The organism is Luteimonas sp. A277, from assembly GCF_054052045.1.
This window is the reverse complement of record NZ_JBSVRG010000014.1, coordinates 25,107-42,193: the sequence shown is the minus strand read 5'-3', so window position 1 is coordinate 42,193 and position 17,087 is coordinate 25,107. Positions and strand designations below refer to the sequence as shown.

The 17,087-nt window shown below is 68.1% G+C and carries 16 protein-coding genes; 4 read left to right on the top strand and 12 right to left on the bottom strand.

Annotated features, from left to right (window positions below; translation table 11 throughout):
• Positions 1-468 (bottom strand): RNA polymerase sigma factor, encoded by a 468-nt coding sequence (locus ACW7G2_RS13110; protein ID WP_456976508.1) that lies wholly within the window; start codon positions 466-468, stop codon positions 1-3.
• Positions 469-798: 330 nt separating this feature from the next.
• Positions 799-2,025 (bottom strand): formimidoylglutamate deiminase, encoded by a 1,227-nt coding sequence (locus tag ACW7G2_RS13105; protein ID WP_456976506.1) that lies wholly within the window; start codon positions 2,023-2,025, stop codon positions 799-801.
• An 83-nt stretch (positions 2,026-2,108) separates the two neighbouring features.
• Here ACW7G2_RS13105 and hutI point away from each other — a divergent pair, with 83 nt between their 5' ends.
• Together hutI and ACW7G2_RS13095 are read left to right on the top strand one after the other, a co-directional pair.
• Entirely contained in the window at positions 2,109-3,341 is a 1,233-nt protein-coding gene (gene hutI / locus ACW7G2_RS13100) for an imidazolonepropionase (RefSeq protein WP_456976504.1), read from the top strand.
• A gap of 90 nt (positions 3,342-3,431) precedes the next feature.
• The gene (locus tag ACW7G2_RS13095) at positions 3,432-4,637 is read left to right on the top strand and encodes a dipeptidase (protein WP_456976502.1); all 1,206 of its coding nucleotides are present in this window, start codon (positions 3,432-3,434) and stop codon (positions 4,635-4,637) included.
• Positions 4,638-4,704: 67 nt separating this feature from the next.
• Here the strand turns inward: ACW7G2_RS13095 and ACW7G2_RS13090 are convergent, their stop codons facing one another.
• The 3 genes from ACW7G2_RS13090 to ACW7G2_RS13080 all read right to left on the bottom strand — a co-directional run bounded on the left by ACW7G2_RS13090 (position 4,705) and on the right by ACW7G2_RS13080 (position 6,240).
• Complete coding sequence (locus tag ACW7G2_RS13090) at positions 4,705-5,427, bottom strand: hypothetical protein (protein WP_456976500.1); 723 nt, start codon at positions 5,425-5,427, stop codon at positions 4,705-4,707.
• A 154-nt stretch (positions 5,428-5,581) separates the two neighbouring features.
• Positions 5,582-5,761 (bottom strand): 30S ribosomal protein THX, encoded by a 180-nt coding sequence (locus ACW7G2_RS13085; RefSeq protein WP_456976498.1) that lies wholly within the window; start codon positions 5,759-5,761, stop codon positions 5,582-5,584.
• 86 nt (positions 5,762-5,847) lie between these two features.
• On the bottom strand, positions 5,848-6,240 hold the full coding sequence (locus tag ACW7G2_RS13080) for a MerC domain-containing protein (RefSeq protein WP_456976496.1): 393 nt from the start codon (positions 6,238-6,240) through the stop codon (positions 5,848-5,850).
• Positions 6,241-6,311: 71 nt separating this feature from the next.
• On the opposite strand from ACW7G2_RS13080, the gene ACW7G2_RS13075 reads away from it, so the two are divergent.
• Positions 6,312-8,459, top strand: a complete 2,148-nt coding sequence (locus ACW7G2_RS13075) for a TonB-dependent receptor (RefSeq protein ID WP_456976494.1) — start codon at positions 6,312-6,314, stop codon at positions 8,457-8,459.
• Between the two features lie 139 nt (positions 8,460-8,598).
• Here the strand turns inward: ACW7G2_RS13075 and ACW7G2_RS13070 are convergent, their stop codons facing one another.
• Positions 8,599-9,090, bottom strand: coding sequence for a transcriptional repressor (locus ACW7G2_RS13070; RefSeq protein ID WP_456976492.1), 492 nt, complete (start codon positions 9,088-9,090; stop codon positions 8,599-8,601).
• A gap of 31 nt (positions 9,091-9,121) precedes the next feature.
• Positions 9,122-10,543 (bottom strand): glutamate--tRNA ligase, encoded by a 1,422-nt coding sequence (gene gltX / locus ACW7G2_RS13065; protein ID WP_456976490.1) that lies wholly within the window; start codon positions 10,541-10,543, stop codon positions 9,122-9,124.
• 193 nt (positions 10,544-10,736) lie between these two features.
• Between gltX and lpxH the strand changes: the two genes are divergently transcribed.
• The gene (gene lpxH / locus ACW7G2_RS13060) at positions 10,737-11,477 is read left to right on the top strand and encodes a UDP-2,3-diacylglucosamine diphosphatase (protein ID WP_456976488.1); all 741 of its coding nucleotides are present in this window, start codon (positions 10,737-10,739) and stop codon (positions 11,475-11,477) included.
• A gap of 243 nt (positions 11,478-11,720) precedes the next feature.
• Here the strand turns inward: lpxH and ACW7G2_RS13055 are convergent, their stop codons facing one another.
• The 5 genes from ACW7G2_RS13055 to ACW7G2_RS13035 all read right to left on the bottom strand — a co-directional run bounded on the left by ACW7G2_RS13055 (position 11,721) and on the right by ACW7G2_RS13035 (position 17,070).
• Complete coding sequence (locus tag ACW7G2_RS13055) at positions 11,721-12,527, bottom strand: ferritin-like domain-containing protein (protein WP_456976486.1); 807 nt, start codon at positions 12,525-12,527, stop codon at positions 11,721-11,723.
• Positions 12,528-12,532: 5 nt separating this feature from the next.
• The gene (gene purF / locus ACW7G2_RS13050; protein ID WP_456976484.1) at positions 12,533-14,005 is read right to left on the bottom strand and encodes an amidophosphoribosyltransferase; all 1,473 of its coding nucleotides are present in this window, start codon (positions 14,003-14,005) and stop codon (positions 12,533-12,535) included.
• A 66-nt stretch (positions 14,006-14,071) separates the two neighbouring features.
• On the bottom strand, positions 14,072-15,079 hold the full coding sequence (locus ACW7G2_RS13045; protein ID WP_456976482.1) for an SPOR domain-containing protein: 1,008 nt from the start codon (positions 15,077-15,079) through the stop codon (positions 14,072-14,074).
• A gap of 57 nt (positions 15,080-15,136) precedes the next feature.
• Positions 15,137-16,411 (bottom strand): bifunctional tetrahydrofolate synthase/dihydrofolate synthase, encoded by a 1,275-nt coding sequence (gene folC / locus ACW7G2_RS13040; protein ID WP_456976480.1) that lies wholly within the window; start codon positions 16,409-16,411, stop codon positions 15,137-15,139.
• Between the two features lie 11 nt (positions 16,412-16,422).
• Positions 16,423-17,070, bottom strand: coding sequence for a histidine phosphatase family protein (locus tag ACW7G2_RS13035; protein WP_456976478.1), 648 nt, complete (start codon positions 17,068-17,070; stop codon positions 16,423-16,425).
• Positions 17,071-17,087 lie beyond the last annotated feature (17 nt).

Here is a 17,087-nt window from a genome sequence, read left to right as displayed (position 1 = left end):
TCATTCCTCCACGAAGCGCTCGAAGGCCTGGCGCAGGCGCGTCATACGCACGGCCACGGCGTTGGGGGTGAGTCCCAGCACTTCGGCCACCTGCTCGCGCGGCAGCCCTTCCAGATCCAGCAGCAGCAGGCTGCGCGGGACCGGATCGAGCGTGGCAAGGAAGGCGTCCAGCACGTCCAGCGGATCAAGCGGATGACCGGTGTCGCCGCGCTCGGGCACCTGGTCCAGCGACACGTGTTCGCGCCGCGGCTTGCGTATGCGGCTGAGCGCGGTATTCAGCGCCACCCGGTACACCCAGGTGGAGCGCTGCGCGCGGCCGTCGAAGCTGTCAAAGCTGCGCCACAGCTGCAGGTGCATGTCCTGAAGCAGGTCGTGCCATTCATCCGGACCGGCGTAGCGCCGTGCCAGGCGCGCCAGCGCGGGCTGGTTTTCCTCCAGCATGGCGGTGAACGCCGCTTGGGTATCCATCTGGTGCATCAATTCCTTTTCGTGGGACTCATGAAGATTGGTCGCGGCGAGGCGCGGAAATTTTCATGGTCCTGGGAAAAAGGTTTTATCCGGGTGCGGAGAGGTGGGGGAGGAAGGACTTTTTCTTCGCTTCGTGTCGCTGGTGGCGGAAGGGCCCCGCCGCGGCCGGGAGGCCTTCGCTGCTCATGTCCCCCGGCCTCCGCCTGACGGCGGAGGCCTCCTCCTTTACTTCGCTGCGAAGGCCTCCCGGCCACGGCGGGGCTCGGCTTGCGGGTCGCTATGGGCTCCGTCGCGAGAATGTCATGCCGGAAACGACGCGCCGTGTCAGGATCAGGAAAGCTCGCCGATTGCCCCGCGATACCGCGCGGCGGTGGCGTCGCGATCACGATGCCGGCCGCCGCTGACCAGTGTGGTTCCGCCAATGCACACGGTCTCCACCAGGGGCCGGTTGCCGCTGAATACCCAGCGGTCCGCTACGTCGCTGGCGGTTGCGCCCACGAGCTCCGGGGCCTGGGCATCAAGTTCGATCCAGTCATCCAACGGTCCGAAGCCGGTCACGTGTGCAGCGCCCTCCAGCGCGCCGTGCAGCAGGTTTTCGCCCACGCTCTCCGAATGGCCGACCGCAATGTTGCGGCGCCGGGCGACCAGCCGCTGGCCGTACTCCAGCCAGCGCAGCTCCTCCACTGGCGAGACCGAGATGTGGGAGTCGGAACCGATCCCCCAGCGACCGCCGGCGTCGAGATAGGCACGCAGCGGGAACAGTCCGTCACCGAGGTTCGCTTCGGTGGTGGGACACAGCACCACGGTGGCGCCGCTGGCGGCGATGCGGCGGGTCTCGTCCGGCGTCAGGTGGGTGGCATGCACCAGCGCCCAGCGCGCGTCCACGTCGAAGTGGTCACAGAGCCATTCCACAGGGCGCGCACCGCGCAAGGCCACGCTGTCCTCCACCTCGGCAGTCTGTTCCGCGATGTGGATGTGCACCGGCATGTCCGGCGGCAGCGCCGCGAGCGTACGGCGCATGGCCTCTTCGGGCACCGCGCGCAGGCTGTGGAAACAGGCGCCGACCTTCAGCTGCGCACCCTCAAGCTCCTGCAGGCGGTCCAGCAGGCTCAGGTAGGCGTCCACATCGTGACCAAAGCGCGCCTGCCGTTCGGTCAGCGGCCGGCCATCGAATCCGCCGGTCATGTACAGCACCGGCAGCAGGGTCATGCGGATGCCGGCTTCCCGTGCCGCCTCCACCAGCGCCAGTGACATCTCCGCCGCATCGGCGTAAGGCCGGCCGTCGGGCTGGTGGTGCACGTACTGGAACTCGCACACGGATCCGTAGCCGGCTTCCAGCATCTCCACGTACAGCTGCGCGGCCACCGCGCGCATGGTGTCGGGCGTCATCCGCCCGGCGAAGCGGTACATGGTCTCGCGCCAGGTCCAGAACGAATCGGCCGGGTCGGTGCGGCGCTCAGCCATGCCGGCCATGGCGCGCTGGAACGCATGCGAATGCAGGTTGGGAATGGCGGGCAGGCGCCAGCCGGTGGCGGCTCGGGTCACGGGATTGTCCATGGCCGCATTGTGGCCCGGACGGTGGTCCTGCGCAGCCGCGCCTTGCACAGATCCCTACGTGGCGCTCCCGTAGAATCAGGCGCATGAGCGAATCCGAACGTACTCCCTGGGACGGACTGGTCCTCGGCGCCACGCTGGCCACGCTGGACGGTGACAGCGGCTATGGCCTGGTGGAAGATGGCGCGCTGGGCTGGCGCAATGGCGTGATCGTCCATGCCGGGCCGCGCACTGCACTGCCGGCCGACCCCAACACCCTGTCAGGCAACGTGATCGATCTTGGCGGTGGCCTGATCACCCCGGGGCTGGTTGATTGCCACACCCATCTGGTGTTTGCCGGCAACCGCGCCGGCGAGTTCGAGCAGCGCCTGCAGGGCGCCAGCTACGAGGAGATCGCTTGTGCCGGCGGCGGCATCGTGTCCTCGGTGCGCGCCGTGCGGGCGGCCAGCGAGGACCAGCTGCTGGCCGAATCGCTGCCGCGCGCGCAGGCGCTGGTGGCCGATGGCGTGACCACCCTGGAGATCAAGTCGGGCTACGGCCTGGATTTCGACAGCGAGCGGCGCATGCTGCGAACGGCCAGGCGCATCGGCACCGAGCTGGGCGTGGAAGTGCGCACCACCTATCTGGCCGCGCACGCCCTGCCCCCCGAATTCTCCGATCGCGCCGACGACTACATCAGTGCCGTCATCGACTGGCTGCCGCGCCTGCATGAAGAAGGGCTGGTGGACGCGGTGGATGCGTTCGCCGAAAGCATCGGTTTCAGCATTGAACAGACCCGGCGCGTCTTTGACGCCGCCCGGGCGCTTGGCCTGCCGGTGAAGCTGCACGCCGACCAGCTCAGCGATGGCGGCGGTGCCGGACTGGTGGCCGGGTTCGACGGCCTGTCGGCAGACCACGTGGAATACACCTCGGCGGCCGGCGTGGAAGCAATGGCGCGGGCCGGCACCGTGGCCGTGCTGCTGCCCGGCGCCTTCCACGTGCTGCGCGAAACCCGGCTGCCGCCGCTGGATGAGTTCCGCGCCCATGGCGTGCCAATGGCGGTCGCCACCGACTGCAACCCCGGCACCGCGCCCCTGCTCTCCCTGCGCCAGGGCATGCAGCTGGCCTGCACCCTGTTCCGGCTGACCCCGGAAGAGGCGCTGCGCGGGGCCACGGTCAATGCGGCGCGGGCGCTGGGCATGGATGACCGCGGCGTGCTGCGCCCGGGCATGCGTGCGGACTTCGTGCACTGGAACGTGGGCCAGCCGGCAGAGCTGTGCTACTGGCTGGGCGGCCAGCTTGCCGCTGGCGTGCACGCCAGCGGACACCGGGTCGCATAGGTGCCCCGTTGCAGGAGCGCGCATGGCGCGCTCCTGCGGGAATGACGTATCTTCCTGAGCGGTCAACCATTCCCATTTCCAGGAAACGATATGCCCTACCGCTCCCTGCTTGCCGCCGCGATCATCATGATTGCCGCTTCACCTGTCGCCGCGCAGGATGCGCCCGAAGCCGCACGCCGGCTCGCACAGGACGCGATCATTGTTGACACCCACATCGACGCGCCCGGGCTGCTGCTCAGCCGCTGGGCCGATCTGGGCGTGGACGCCCCGGATCGCGAGTTCGATTACCCGCGCGCACGCGCCGGCGGCCTGGACGTGGGCTTCATGGCGATCTACACCTCCCACGGGCGTGACGAGGCCGGTACCGCGCGCCAGCACGCCCACAACCAGATCGATGCGGTGGAGGCCCTGGCCGGCCGGCACCCGGACAAGTTCGCCATCCTCACCTCCCCCGGTGATGTGGACACGCTGCGCGAAGGTGGCCGCGTGCTGCTGGCCATGGGCATGGAGAACGCCGGGCCGCTGGGCGACGACGTCTCCCAGGTGGAGGCTTTCTTCGACCGCGGCGTGCGCTATATCGGCCTGACCCACAGCGGCAACAACCGCATTGGTGATTCGTCCTACACCCTCGAGCGCAAGTGGAACGGGCTGAGCCCGTTCGGCCGCGAAGTGGTGGCCGAGATGAACCGCCTGGGCATGATCGTTGACGTCTCGCACGTGTCCGACGAGACCGCCCGCGACGTGATCGAGGCCAGCACCGCCCCGGTGATCGCCAGCCACTCCGGCTTCCGCCACTTCACGCCCGGCTTCGAACGCAACCTGGATGACGAACTGGCCAAGGCGATCGCTGAAACCGGCGGGGTCATCCAGATCCCGTTCGGCACCATGTTCCTTGACGGGCAGGCAGCCGCCGATATTCAGGCCTACTTCGTTGCCGCCGACGAGTTCGAGCGCCGCAACGCCGAGCTGCGGGCCGCCGGCGACCCCACCGAGGACCGCAGCGCGTTCGAGCGCACCTGGGAAGAAGCCCACCCGGTGCCGGAGATCACCATCGATCCGGTGCTGGACCAGATCGACCACGGCGTGAATCTGGTCGGCATCGACCACATCGGCCTGGGCTCGGACTTCGACGGCGTGGGTGGCGATCTGCCAGAAAACCTGCGCACCGTCGCCGACTTCCCGCACCTGGTTGCCGGCCTGCAGCAGCGCGGCTACAGCGACGACGACATCCGCAAGATCCTGGGCGGAAACATGCTGCGGGCCTGGACAGCGATCGAGGCCGCCGCCCGGCGCTGATCGCTGCAGGGTGTGGCCGAAATGCATCGGCGCCTGCAAGCAGGCGCCGATGCCGTGGTTGCCCGACCTACTGGGCTGAGCCGCCAGGTGCCAGGCGATGGACCACTTCGCCGGCATCGTCGAGGAACTCGATCGAAGCCTCTCCCTCCGGTGCCACCTTCAGGACCATGCGCGGATTGCCATCGGCATCGTTGAGCAGCAGGGTCGCGTCACCACCGCCGTTGCGGCCGACGAACAGGCGGTTGGCACCGTAGTAACTTTCCGCATGGCGCTGGCGCATCAACTCCTTGCGTTCATCGGTCGGCATCGCTTCAAGGCGCGTGCTTTCCTGCAGGTCGTCGACGATCGAGCGGTCCGGGCGATCCGACACCTGCATCCCGGCCAGCTGCCGGCCGCGACTGTCCAGACCCATGATCTGGACGATCTGGTCCTGTTCGTAACGGTCGAAGGTCAGGCTGCCTCCGGACGACACGTTGCCTTCCTCATCACGGGCGCCGGCAAAGATCAGTCCCCCGACCTCGCTGCCCTCGTCGTTGTAGAACAGCATGCCTGCCTGCGGCCGCGGGTGCGGATACTCCTCGCCGCGGATGATCGCCCCGGGAAAATGCGCTGAACTGGACAGCACATAGCGCAGGGTTCCATCGGGCTCGCGCAGGTTGAGCCGCTGCACGTCGATCTCCTGGAACGACGCCTTGCCCGTAGAGGCGGCCCCGGTCAGCACCACCGTGCACAGGACCGCGGTCAGCAGGCCGGAATAGATCACGAGAAAACGGTTTCCATTGATTTTCACGTCTTTGCTCCCTTTTGGTTGCCATCGCAGATTCCGCCAGCGGTCGGAGCCGTGCAATAGGGCAGAGGTCAGCGGGGAAAATGGCACCCTGGCGGGGCTCTGGAAACCAAAAAGCCCGCTGCGAAGCGGGCTTTTTCGATCGTCGCAGGGACGATTATTCCTTTACAACGGTCTTCTTCGACACGACCTTCTTGGTCGGCTTGACCACGCGCTTGCCCGCGGCGGACGCGGATTCGGCCACGGCTGCGGCCTGCTTGACGCGGTGCGGACGGGTGTTGCCGTAGCTGGAGTTGTAGCGTTTGCCCTTGAGGGTCTTGCGATCGCCCTTGCCCATTGAGTGCTCCTGAATATGCAGATGAGGCCAGCACGCCGGGTTTCCGGCGCGTAACCCGCAAATGCTAGCATGCGGCGGCCCCGCAATCAGCCTGGACGGGCGTGGGTGAGCCGCAGGTTCAGCAAATGTGCCGCCGCCAGCAGCAGCCCCCCGGTCACCATGATTCCCACGTGGGCCGGGCCATGGTCATGCAGCCAGGTGAACGAGCCCACCCACACCAGCGCCAGCCCCGGCACCAGCAGGGCCCAGGCCCGGAAGGCGCGGTGGCGGCGGTAGCCCATCGTCATCGTGGTCAGCCCAAGCGCGGTGGCGAACACCACGAAGGCCTGGTCGAAGTCGATCCAGCCGCCCACGTTCAGCCCCAGCGCCGGCAGTACCGCAAGTGCCAGCGGCAGCAGCGCGCAGTGTATGGCGCACAGGAACGACGCCGCGAGCCCAACGCGATCGGCCTTGCGCAAATTGGAATCGGTGACGCCCATGACTTTCGGCCGCTGATGCCCAGTGATGAAATATTATAACATTAGGTTCCCCCACGATACCCATTTTTGGAATGTCACCCAAACGCCTCCCCGCCCCCCGCATTGCCCTGCTCGCCGCCGCCCTCGCCACCCCCCTGGCCGCCTGGGCGCAGGATCCCCGCCATTCCGAGCCTGCCGACCTGGACGCCGTGATCGTGCGCGCCAGCCCGCTGGCCAAATCGGCCGAAGACCTGACCCAGCCAATCGAAGTATTGGCCGGCGAGCGCCTGGACGAAATGAAGGCCTCCTCGCTGGGCGAAACCGTCAACCGCCTGCCCGGCATCCAGTCGTCCTATCACGGGCCCGGCGTGGGTCGCCCGATCATCCGCGGCATGGACGGCGCCCGGGTGCAGGTGCTCAGTGACGGCCTCGCATCTGGAGACGTGTCCACGGTGAGCGTCGACCATGCGGTCAGCATCGAGCCGTTCATGGCCAACCAGATCGAGGTGCTCAAGGGCCCCGCCACCCTGCTTTACGGCAGCGGCGCGATCGGTGGCGCGGTCAACGTCATCGACGGCCGGATTCCGGAACATGCCACCTTCGAACCGCTGGAAGGCCGCGCCGAACTGCGCGCAGGAAGCGTGGCCGACGAACGCAGCGGCATGATGCGGCTGGACGGCACCTCGGCTTCGGGCAACCTGGTATTCCACTTCGACGCCCTGCATCGCGAAACCGGCGATTACCGCATCCCGGGCTACGCCGAACTCGAGCCCGACGAGGAGGACGCCGCACACGGCCGCCTGCCCGACAGCTTCCTCAGGACCGACAGCGCTGCGCTGGGCATGTCCTGGGTGGGCGACCGCGGCTTCCTGGGCGTTGGCCACAGCCTGTTCAACTCGCGCTACGGCGTGCCTGGCCACGTGCACCCGGAGCACGATGATCACGGTCACGGCGGCCACGACCACGGCCACGGCCACGACGATCACGAAGACCCCGGCGTGCACATCGTGATGGACCAGCGCCGCAGCGAACTGCGCGGTGGACTGGACGATCTGGACGGCTTTGAAAGCCTGCGCGTCAAGATCGCCCACAACGTCTATACCCACACCGAGTACGAAGACAACATCGCAGGCACGATCTTCGACAACGAGTCAGTCGAAGGCCGGCTGGAGCTGGTGCACCGCCCCCTTGCCGGCTGGAACGGCGCCTTCGGCCTGCAGGCGTCGCGGCGCAAGTTCGAGGCGCTGGGTGCGGAAGCCTTCGTGCCCGATTCCCGCACCCGGGACGCAGGCGTGTTCTGGATCGGCGAGCGCAGTTTTGACGGGCTCGATGTCGAACTGGGTGCCCGCTACGACCAGAACCGGCTTGACCTGGTGTCCGGCCCCTCGCGCGATTTCGACGCCCTGAGTGCTTCGATCGCGGCGCGTTGGCATCTCACCGACCGGCTCCACCTCTCCTTCGGCCTGGACCGCGCCCAGCGCGCGCCCACGGCCGAAGAGCTGTATTCCAACGGCCTGCACGTGGCCACCCGCAGCCACGAGTTCGGCAACGCGGACCTGGACAAGGAAACCGCCAACCGCGCCGAACTCGGCATGCACTGGCACCACAACGGCCTGCTCATCAGCGGCTCGCTGTACCACGTGCGCTACGACGACTTCGTCTACCAGGCCGATACCGGCGTGATCGATGCTGGCGCGCCCGTGCGGGTGTGGAACCAGGCCGATACCCGGTTCACCGGCGGCGAGCTTGAAGTGGAGTGGACCTTCATCGACGACGAGCGCGGACAGTGGACCATGCGCTCGTTTGGCGACGTGGTCCGCGCGCGGCTGGACGGTTCCGGCACCCGCGAGGTGTCGTTCTCCATCCCCCACGGCAGTCACAGCCACGATTACACCGCGCAGATCGCCTTGGACGGCAACCTGCCGCGCATTGCACCAGCCCGCCTCGGTGCCGAGCTGCGCTGGCGTTCGCCGGGCAACGGATTGCGCGCCACCCTGGGCGCCGTGCGCTATGACTCGCAGGACCGGACCGCCGAGCACGAGGATCCCTCGGCCGGCTACACCATGGTCCACGCGGGCCTGACCTGGCACGTGGATACGGCCAGCGGCCGGGCCTGGGAAGTGTTCGTGGACGGCAACAACCTGCTGGATGAGGAGGCACGCCCGCACACCTCGTTCCTCAGTGACCTGGCGCCGCTTCCGGGTCGCAACGTCAACGCCGGCGTGCGCGTGTTTTTCTGATCACTGGCTGCGCTCCTACGCCGGGGCTTTGGCTACGCCGGGACTTTTTCGGCGCAGGCGGCGCAGAGGCCGTGGACCTCGAGGGTCTGGGCCAGCGGGGTGAAGCCCAGCGNGGCGCGCTCCTACGCCGGGGCTTTGGCTACGCCGGGACTTTTTCGGCGCAGGCGGCGCAGAGGCCGTGGACCTCGAGGGTCTGGGCCAGCGGGGTGAAGCCCAGCGCGCGGGCGCGGGACTCCAGCAACTCGACCACGCGCTCGTCCTCCAGCTCGACCGCCTCGTGGCACTGGTCGCAGATCAGGAACGGCACCGAGTGCGGGCGGCTGCTGGGATGGTGGCAGGCGACGAACGCGTTGATCGAGGCCAGCCGGTGGATGAACCCGTTGCCGAGCAGGAAATCCAGCGCCCGGTACACGGTGGGCGGCGCCGCGGCGCCCGGCCCGCCACCTTCACGCACCCGGTCCAGCAGGTCGTAGGCCTTGAGCGGGCGGTCGGCCTCTGCAATCAATCCCAGCACGTAGGCGCGGATCGGCGTCAGCCGCAGCCCACGCTCCTTGCACGCAGTCTTGACCGCCGCCACGAAGCCGGCGGCATCGTGGACGTGGTGTTTGGGATCGGTGCAGGCGTTGACCATGACTTGATGATGGTGGCGAACCACCGCCGTCTCAAGCTGCCGGAATCTTCGCGATCGCTGCGTCGATCCGCGCCAGCGCTTCTTCACGTCCCGTCAGGTACACCGTATGGCCGATATCCGGGCTGACCTGGGTGCCGGTGATCGCCACCCGCATCGGCTGGGCCACCTTGCCCATGCCCACGCCCTGCGCCTCGGACACCTGCTTGAGCTCGGCGCTGATGGCTTCGGCGTTCCAGTCACCGAGTGCGGCCAGACGACCGCGCACATCGGCCAGAACGGCCCCGGTCTCCGGCTTGAGATGCTTGGCCACGGCCTTGTCGTCATAGTCCGTCAGCGGGCGATACCAGACCGCCGCGCGCTCGGCCATTTCGGCCAGGGTCTGCACCCGGTCACACAGGGCCACCACCACGTCGGCCGGCGCCGGACCCCGAGCCAGATCCAGCCCGGCCTGCTCCAAGTGCCACTGCAGATGGGCCGCCACCGCTTCAGGGGCGTCGCTCTTCAGGTACTGCTGGTTGAGCCAGCCCAGTTTGGCCGGATCCAGCCGGGCGGCCTTCGCGTTCACGTCCTTGAGGTCGAACAGGCGCTGCATCTCGTCGATCGAGAACACCTCCTGGTCGCCGTGGGACCAGCCCAGCCGCACCAGGTAATTGAGCAGCGCATGCGGCAGGTAGCCGGCATCGCGGTACTGCATCACGTCCGCCGCACCGGTGCGCTTGCTGAGCTTGGCACCCTGCTCGTCGAGGATCATCGGCAGGTGCGAGAACGCCGGTACCGGCGCACCCAGCGCCTGGTAGATGTTGATCTGCCGCGGGGTGTTGTTGACGTGGTCATCGCCGCGCACCACGTCGGTGATGCGCATGTCGATGTCGTCCACCACCACCGCGAAGTTGTAGGTGGCATAGCCGTCCGGGCGGAAGATCACCAGGTCGTCGAGCTCGCTGTTGGCGATTTCGATCCGGCCCTTGACCTTGTCCTCCCACACCACCGTGCCGTCCTGCGGATTCTTCAGCCGGATCACCCGGTTCGGGTCATCGCGGCGCGCCTCGTGCAGCTCGGTTTCACCACCGCGCTCGCGCCATGCACCGCTGTAGCGGGGCTTGTCGCCCTTCTCCATCGCCGCCGCGCGCATCGCGTCCAGTTCGTCCCGCGTCTCGTAGGCGTAGTAGGCCTTGCCCTCGACCACCAGGCGCTCGGCCATCTCGCGGTAACGCTCCAGGCGCGAGGTCTGGAAGATGGGGCCTTCGTCGTAATCCAGGCCCAGCCAGTCCATCGCCTCCAGGATCGCGTCGATCGCTGCCTGGGTGCTGCGCTCGCGGTCGGTATCCTCGATCCGCAGCACGAACTGCCCGCCGGCGCGGCGCGCGGCCAGCCAGCAGTACAGCGCGGTGCGGGCGCCTCCGATGTGCAGGTAGCCGGTGGGACTGGGGGCGAAGCGGGTACGGACGGTCATGGCAGGGCAATGATGGGCAAGGCTCTCCATTGTAGGACGGGGCCCGTATCGCCGCCGCATCACCGTCCGCGTTCCCGTCTGTACGATCGGCGCCGGCAACCGTCCGGCGTCACCGCCGCACAGCCATGCGCCCACGGCCCACAACGCTCCGGATTGAGGCAATCACCGGCCCTGATCCCGCTATCATGTCGCGATGACCACGCTGTTCATCGCCGACCTGCATCTGGATCCGGAACGCCCGGACATCACCCGCCTGTTTGGCGACTTCCTCGATGCCGAAGCGCGCCAGGCCGACGCCCTCTATATCCTGGGCGACCTGTTCGAATCCTGGGTGGGCGATGACGACCCGTCCGAAGCCGGCGCCTTCGTTGCCGCAAAGCTCCGGGCGCTTGCGGACAGCGGCCTGCCGGTGTTCTTCATGCACGGCAACCGCGACTTCATGCTCGGCCGCGACTACGCCGCCCGCGCGGGCATGCGTCTGCTGCCCGACCCCTCAGTGATCGAGCTGTACGGAAAGCCGGTGCTGCTCATGCACGGCGACCTGCTGTGCACCGATGACGTGGAGTACCAGAAGGTCCGCGCCCAGGTGCGCAACCCCGACTGGCGTGCGCACATGCTGTCGCAGCCGCTGCAGGCCCGCCTGGCCTTCGCCCAGCAGGCCAGGGCGAGCAGCCAGGCGCGCCAGGGCGAGATGAAGCAGGCAGGCACCATGGAATCGATCACCGATGCCTCACCGGTCGCCGTCGAAGAAACCATGCGCCGCTACGGCATCGACACCCTGATCCACGGCCACACCCATCGTCCGGCCATCCACGACCTGGCCATCGGCGACCGCGCATGCCGACGCATAGTGCTCGGCGACTGGTACGAACAGGGCTCCGCGCTGCGCGCCCATGCCGACGGCCGCTACGACCTGGCCACCCTCCCCCGGTAGCGGCTCTTCGGTAGGAGCGCGCCATGCGCGCGAAACCGCGTGACGTCCGCGATCCCGCGCCCCTTCTGCTGCAGCACTGGTTGAGAGGCCGGCGGGACGCGCCCAGGCGGGACTGTCGGCGCCATGGACGGCGCGGCCAAGCCTACATGGACGTATTCACGGCGTGTCCCGCTTGGGAGCGTCTCGCCGGCCCGCCCGCACAGGCACAAATGATTCACGCGGCTTCACGCGCATGGCGCGCTCCTACCGGGAGAGTTCCTGCAGGGCGGCGAGTTCCTCTTCGCTGAAGCCTGCCGCGGCCCGCGCATCGACGTTGAACGGGCCGTGCAGCACAGCCCGTGCATATTCGGCCAGCAGTTCGCGGAACTTCGGTTCCGGCACGATGCCCGCTCGCTCGCAGTGCCAGCGGAACCAGCGGCTGCCGGCCGCCACGTGGCTGATCTCTTCATCAAGGATCACTTCCAGCACCGCCACCGTGTCCACATCGCCCACCGCGCGCAGCTTCACGATCATGCCCGGCGTCACGTCCAGGCCACGCGCCTCCAGTACCCGCGGCACGAGCGCCATCCGCGCCATGCCGTCATGCGCGGTCTTCTCGCACATTTCCCACAGGCCGTTGTGCGCATCAAAATCACCGTAGTCGTGGCCCAGGGCCTGCAGCCGCTCGCGCAGCATCAGGAAGTGGCGGGCCTCGTCGTCGGCAATCCGCACCCAGTCGGCGTAGTAATCGGCCGGCATGCCGCGATACCGGTAGGCGGCATCCCAGGCCAGGTCCACGGCGTTGAGCTCGATATGGGCAATGGCGTGGATGAAGGCCGCCCTGCCCTCGTCGCTGCCGAATCCCCGTCGCGGCAAATCACGCGGGTGCACCAGCCGTGGTCGCGGCGGACGGCCCGGCATGCGGATCGGCTCCGGCGGCGGCGCCTCTTCTGGCAGCGGCAGCCGGCCGGCCGCGAACTCCGCGGCGCAATGCCGGGTCAGGCGGATCTTTTCATCAAGGTCGGCGGCATCCAGGCAGGCGCGCGCGGCTTCGAACAGGGTCGCACCCATGCCGCTCACAGTGCGAGGCGTCGCTGGCGCTTGGCCTCGTCCGATCGCAGCCGCTTGATCTCATCGAAATAGCCAGGCTCCACGCCGGTGATGTACTCGCCGCTGAAGCACGAGGAATCAAAGCGCATCTCCGGCGACTTGGGGCTGGCCACCGCCGCTTCCAGATCGGCCAGGTCCTGATACACCAGCCAGTCGCAGCCGATCATGCGTTCAATTTCTGCCTCGGTGCGCTCGTGCGCGATCAGTTCTTCCGGCGTTGGCATGTCAATGCCGTAGATGTTGGGATAGCGCACCGGCGGCGCGGCCGAGGCCAGATACACCTTGCGCGCGCCCGCATCGCGGGCCATCTGCACAATCTGCCGGGAAGTCGTGCCGCGCACGATCGAATCGTCCACCAGCAGCACCACCCGGTTACGGAACTCCAGCGGCATTGCGTTGAGCTTGCGCTTCACCGACTTCGACCGCTGCCCCTGGCCGGGCATGATGAAGGTGCGGCCGATATAGCGGTTCTTGATGAAGCCCTCGCGGTACTTCACGTCCAGCACGTGGGCCAGTTCCAGCGCCGAGTCACGCGAGGTATCCGGGATCGGGATCACCACGTCGATGTCGTGCTCGGGCCGCTCGCGCAGGATCTTCTCGCCCAGCGCCACGCCCATGCGCATGCGCGCCTTGTGCACCGAGATGTTGTCGATCATCGAATCCGGGCGGGCGAAGTACACGAACTCGAAGATGCACGGCGCCAGGGTTCCCGGCTCGACGCATTGGCGATGATGCAGCGTGCCGTCGGCGGTGACCACGATGCCCTCGCCCGGGGCGACATCGCGCAGCCGCTCGAAGCCGAGGATATCCAACGCCACCGACTCGGACGCAATCGCGTATTCGGTACCGGCCTCGGTCACCTTGCGGCCCAGCACCAGCGGACGGATGCCGTTGGGGTCGCGGAAAGCCACCAGTCCCAGGCCCAGCACCACCGCCACGGCGGCGTAACCACCCTTGGCCCGGCGGTGCACGCTTTCAATGGCCCGGAACGCGGATTCCGGCTCCAGCGCGCGTTCCCGGTCCAGCTCGTGCGCGAACACGTTGAGCAGCACTTCCGAATCGGACTGGGTGTTGATGTTGCGCCGGTCCTGCTCGAACACCTCGCGCCGCAGCGCCTCGGTATTGATCAGGTTGCCGTTGTGGGCCAGGGCAATCCCGAACGGCGAGTTGACGTAGAACGGCTGGGCTTCGTCGCTGCCTTCGCTGCCCGCGGTGGGGTAGCGGCAATGGCCGATGCCCACCTGCCCCTGCAGCAGTTGCATGCTGCGCTCGTCGAACACGTCGCTGACCAGGCCGCTGCCCTTGTGCACCCGCAGACTGGTGCCTACCGCCGTGGCGATGCCGGCGGCATCCTGCCCCCGGTGCTGGAGCACGGTGAGGCCGTCGTAGAGGGCCGGGGCGACTTCAGAGGTCGCAACAATGCCGATGATGCCGCACATGCGCGTGTATCCAGATTGACTTCGGGAGAGTGGGATTGCTCCGCATCCCTGCGGCGTGGTGGATGCTCAGGGGTGCGAACGCACCATGCCTTCGACCCGCACCTTGTCCTGGACCTGCGCCTTGAGCCGTTCGGCTTCGGCGCGGCTGACCACCGGCCCGGCGTTGACCCGGGTCAGCACGCCGCGATCGGCGGTCTGCACAGACTCGGTGAAGGCATTGAAGCCCTGCCCGCGCACGCGATCGCGCAGCGCATTGGCATCGGCAGCGCTGGAAAATGCTCCCAGCTGCACCACGAAGCCGACGTCGGGCGCCGCGGCAGGCGTAGCTGGCGGCGGCGCGGGTACCGGTACAGGCGTCGCGGCGGTGGTCGTGCTGGCAGGAGCCTGCTGTCGCGGCTGGGCCGGGGCAGCATCCAGGCTGACCACACGCGCGTCATTGGTGCCGATGGTCGCGGCGCGCACGCGCACCGCCTCGGCCTGGGCACGGCTGGCGTACGGACCGATGTGGACCCGCCACACTGTCTGTCCCGCCACTTCCACCCGGACGCTGCTGGCCGGCAGATCGGCCAGCTTCAGACGGTTGACCACCGTCTCCGCATTGGCGCTGTTGCCATAGCTGCCAAACCGCACTGCATAGTCGCCGCCCGCAACCGCGGCGGGCAGCGCCGGTTCAGGTGCGGCCTCACGCGCCGGCTCACCGGCGGGGGCCTCGTCCGGCTCGCCCGAGCCGGCAACGTTGTCCGGCTCCAGCAATGCCGGCCCGTCCGCCGGCAGCGCGGCATCGGGATGCGGCTCCTGGGCCGTATCCACGGTGGGCAAGGTACCGTCGGCGCTCATGCCCTCGCGCTCGCGGGCGCCGAGACCCAGCGCGCCGTCATCCGGCTGCGGGCGGGGCGCGACCAGCGGCAACTCGCGGGTCACCATGTTCGACTGCGGGCGATCCGGCATGTCGAGCGACAGGTCCGACACGCCGCTGTCCGGCGCGGGTCCCTTGACCAGCATGGGCAGGAAAATCACCGCCAGCGCGACCAGCACGGCCGCGCCAATCAGGCGTTGTTTCAATCCGGAATCCATCGGCGTCGTCAGCGGCGGGGGCGCGCTGATTATACGCACCGTCCCGGCATGGCAGCCTTAATGTCCGCCCTGGAGCAGTTCCAGCGCTGCGGCGGCGGTGTGGAACGAGCCCAGCACGAGGATGCGATCGCCCGGCACGGCCGTGGCACTGGCTGCAGCGATGGCAGCAGCCACGCTGTCATGGGTGGGAGCCGACGCCGCCGCGGTGCCCGCCAAGCGTGCGGCGAGTGCCTGCGCCTCCAGCCCTCGCGGTATACCTGCCAGACCGGCCAGCTGCCAGCTGGACACCTCCGTCGCCAGGGTTGAGACCACACCGGCCACATCCTTGTCTTCCAGCGCCGCGTAAACGGCATGCACACGGCCAGCAGCCGGCTCAGCGCGCAGCCAGTCGGCCAAGCCGGCAGCGGCGTGCGGGTTGTGGGCAACGTCGACCACGACCTCGACGCCATCAACATTGAACGCCTGCAGCCGCCCGGCTACCCGTGCGGCAGCAATGCCCCGCACGATCGCCCCATCCGAGACGTCCGCGTCCAGCGCCCGCAGCGCCGCGATGGCGCTGGCCGCGTTGCGCATCTGTAACGGGGCACGCAACGCCGGATACGGCAGATCGATTTCGTAGCCCACCTCGCGCCAGCGCCAGTGGGTCGCGTCGACCGGCCCGAACAGGAAGTCGCAGCCTGCGCGGATTGCCGCCGCGCCGATCAGATATGCATGTCGGAGCACACTGGCCGGCGGGTCATCCTCACCCAGCACCAGCGGCTTCCAGCCACGTGCGATGCCGGCTTTCTCCAGCCCGATGGTCTCGCGGTCATGGCCCAGCCAGTCGGCGTGATCCAGATCCACCGCCGTAATCACCGCCACGTCCGGGTCAACGATGTTGGTGGCATCCAGGCGCCCGCCCAGACCGACCTCCAGGACCACGAGATCCAGGCCCTCGCGTGCGAAAAGCCACAACGCAGCCAGGGTGCCAAATTCGAAATAGGTCAGCGACACCGGAGTGTCGGCCGTCCTTGCCAGCTCTACCGCCTCGAAGGCCTCCACCAACGCCGCGTCATCGGCCGCGCGCCCGTCAATGCGCACCCGCTCGTTATAGGCGAACAGGTGGGGCGAGGTGTAGGCGCCAACCCGCCAACCCTGCTCGCTGCCGATGGCTTCGAGGAAGGCCACGGTGGAGCCTTTCCCGTTGGTGCCGGCCACCGTAATCACGTGCCTGGCTGGATGCGGAAGGCCCATGCGCGCGGCTACTTCGCGCACCCGTTCCAGGCCCATGTCGATGGCCCTGGGATGCTGGCCTTCAATCCAGGCCAGCCACTGCTCGAGATTCCGTTTCACAGCATTCTGTTTCACAGCGCGCGGTGTACCGCCTCGCCAAACAGCGGGGTGTGATGGGCGCAGTCATTCAGGCGCACCACTTCCAGCGCATCCACGCTGTCACCTTCCAGCAGGTTGAGGGTGGTGGGCGCCTGGCGGAAGGTCCACAGGCGCGAGAACGGGATGCCCAGCACGTGGCACAGGATCACCCGGTTGACGGCGTCGTGGGCCACCACCAGCAGGGTTTCGCCCTGGCCCAGGTTCTCCGCGGCCCGCACGAACGCAGGCCAGGCGCGATCGAACACCTGTTGCAGCGATTCGCCGCCCCCGGGCATCAGCACCGTGTCCGGCGCATCGCGCCATGCTTGCAGCCGCTCCGGATCCTGCGCATGGATCTCGGTCGCCAACAGGCCTTCCCAGCTCCCGTGGGCGATTTCCTGCAGCCCTTCGTCGAGCTGCAGCAGTGAAGCCCGGCCAGGCCCCAGGACCAGCTCCGCCGTGCGCCGGGCGCGTTGCAGCGGCGAAGCGACCGCGCGATCGATCACCAGGCCTTCCAGGCGCCGGCCCAGGGAGATCGCCTGGGCCTCGCCCACCGGCGACAGCGCGATGTCTTCCTGGCCCTGGTAGCGGCCTTCGGCATTCCACGGGGTTTCCCCGTGGCGGGCAAGCAGGATCCTCATCGGGTTTTCGTCCTTCT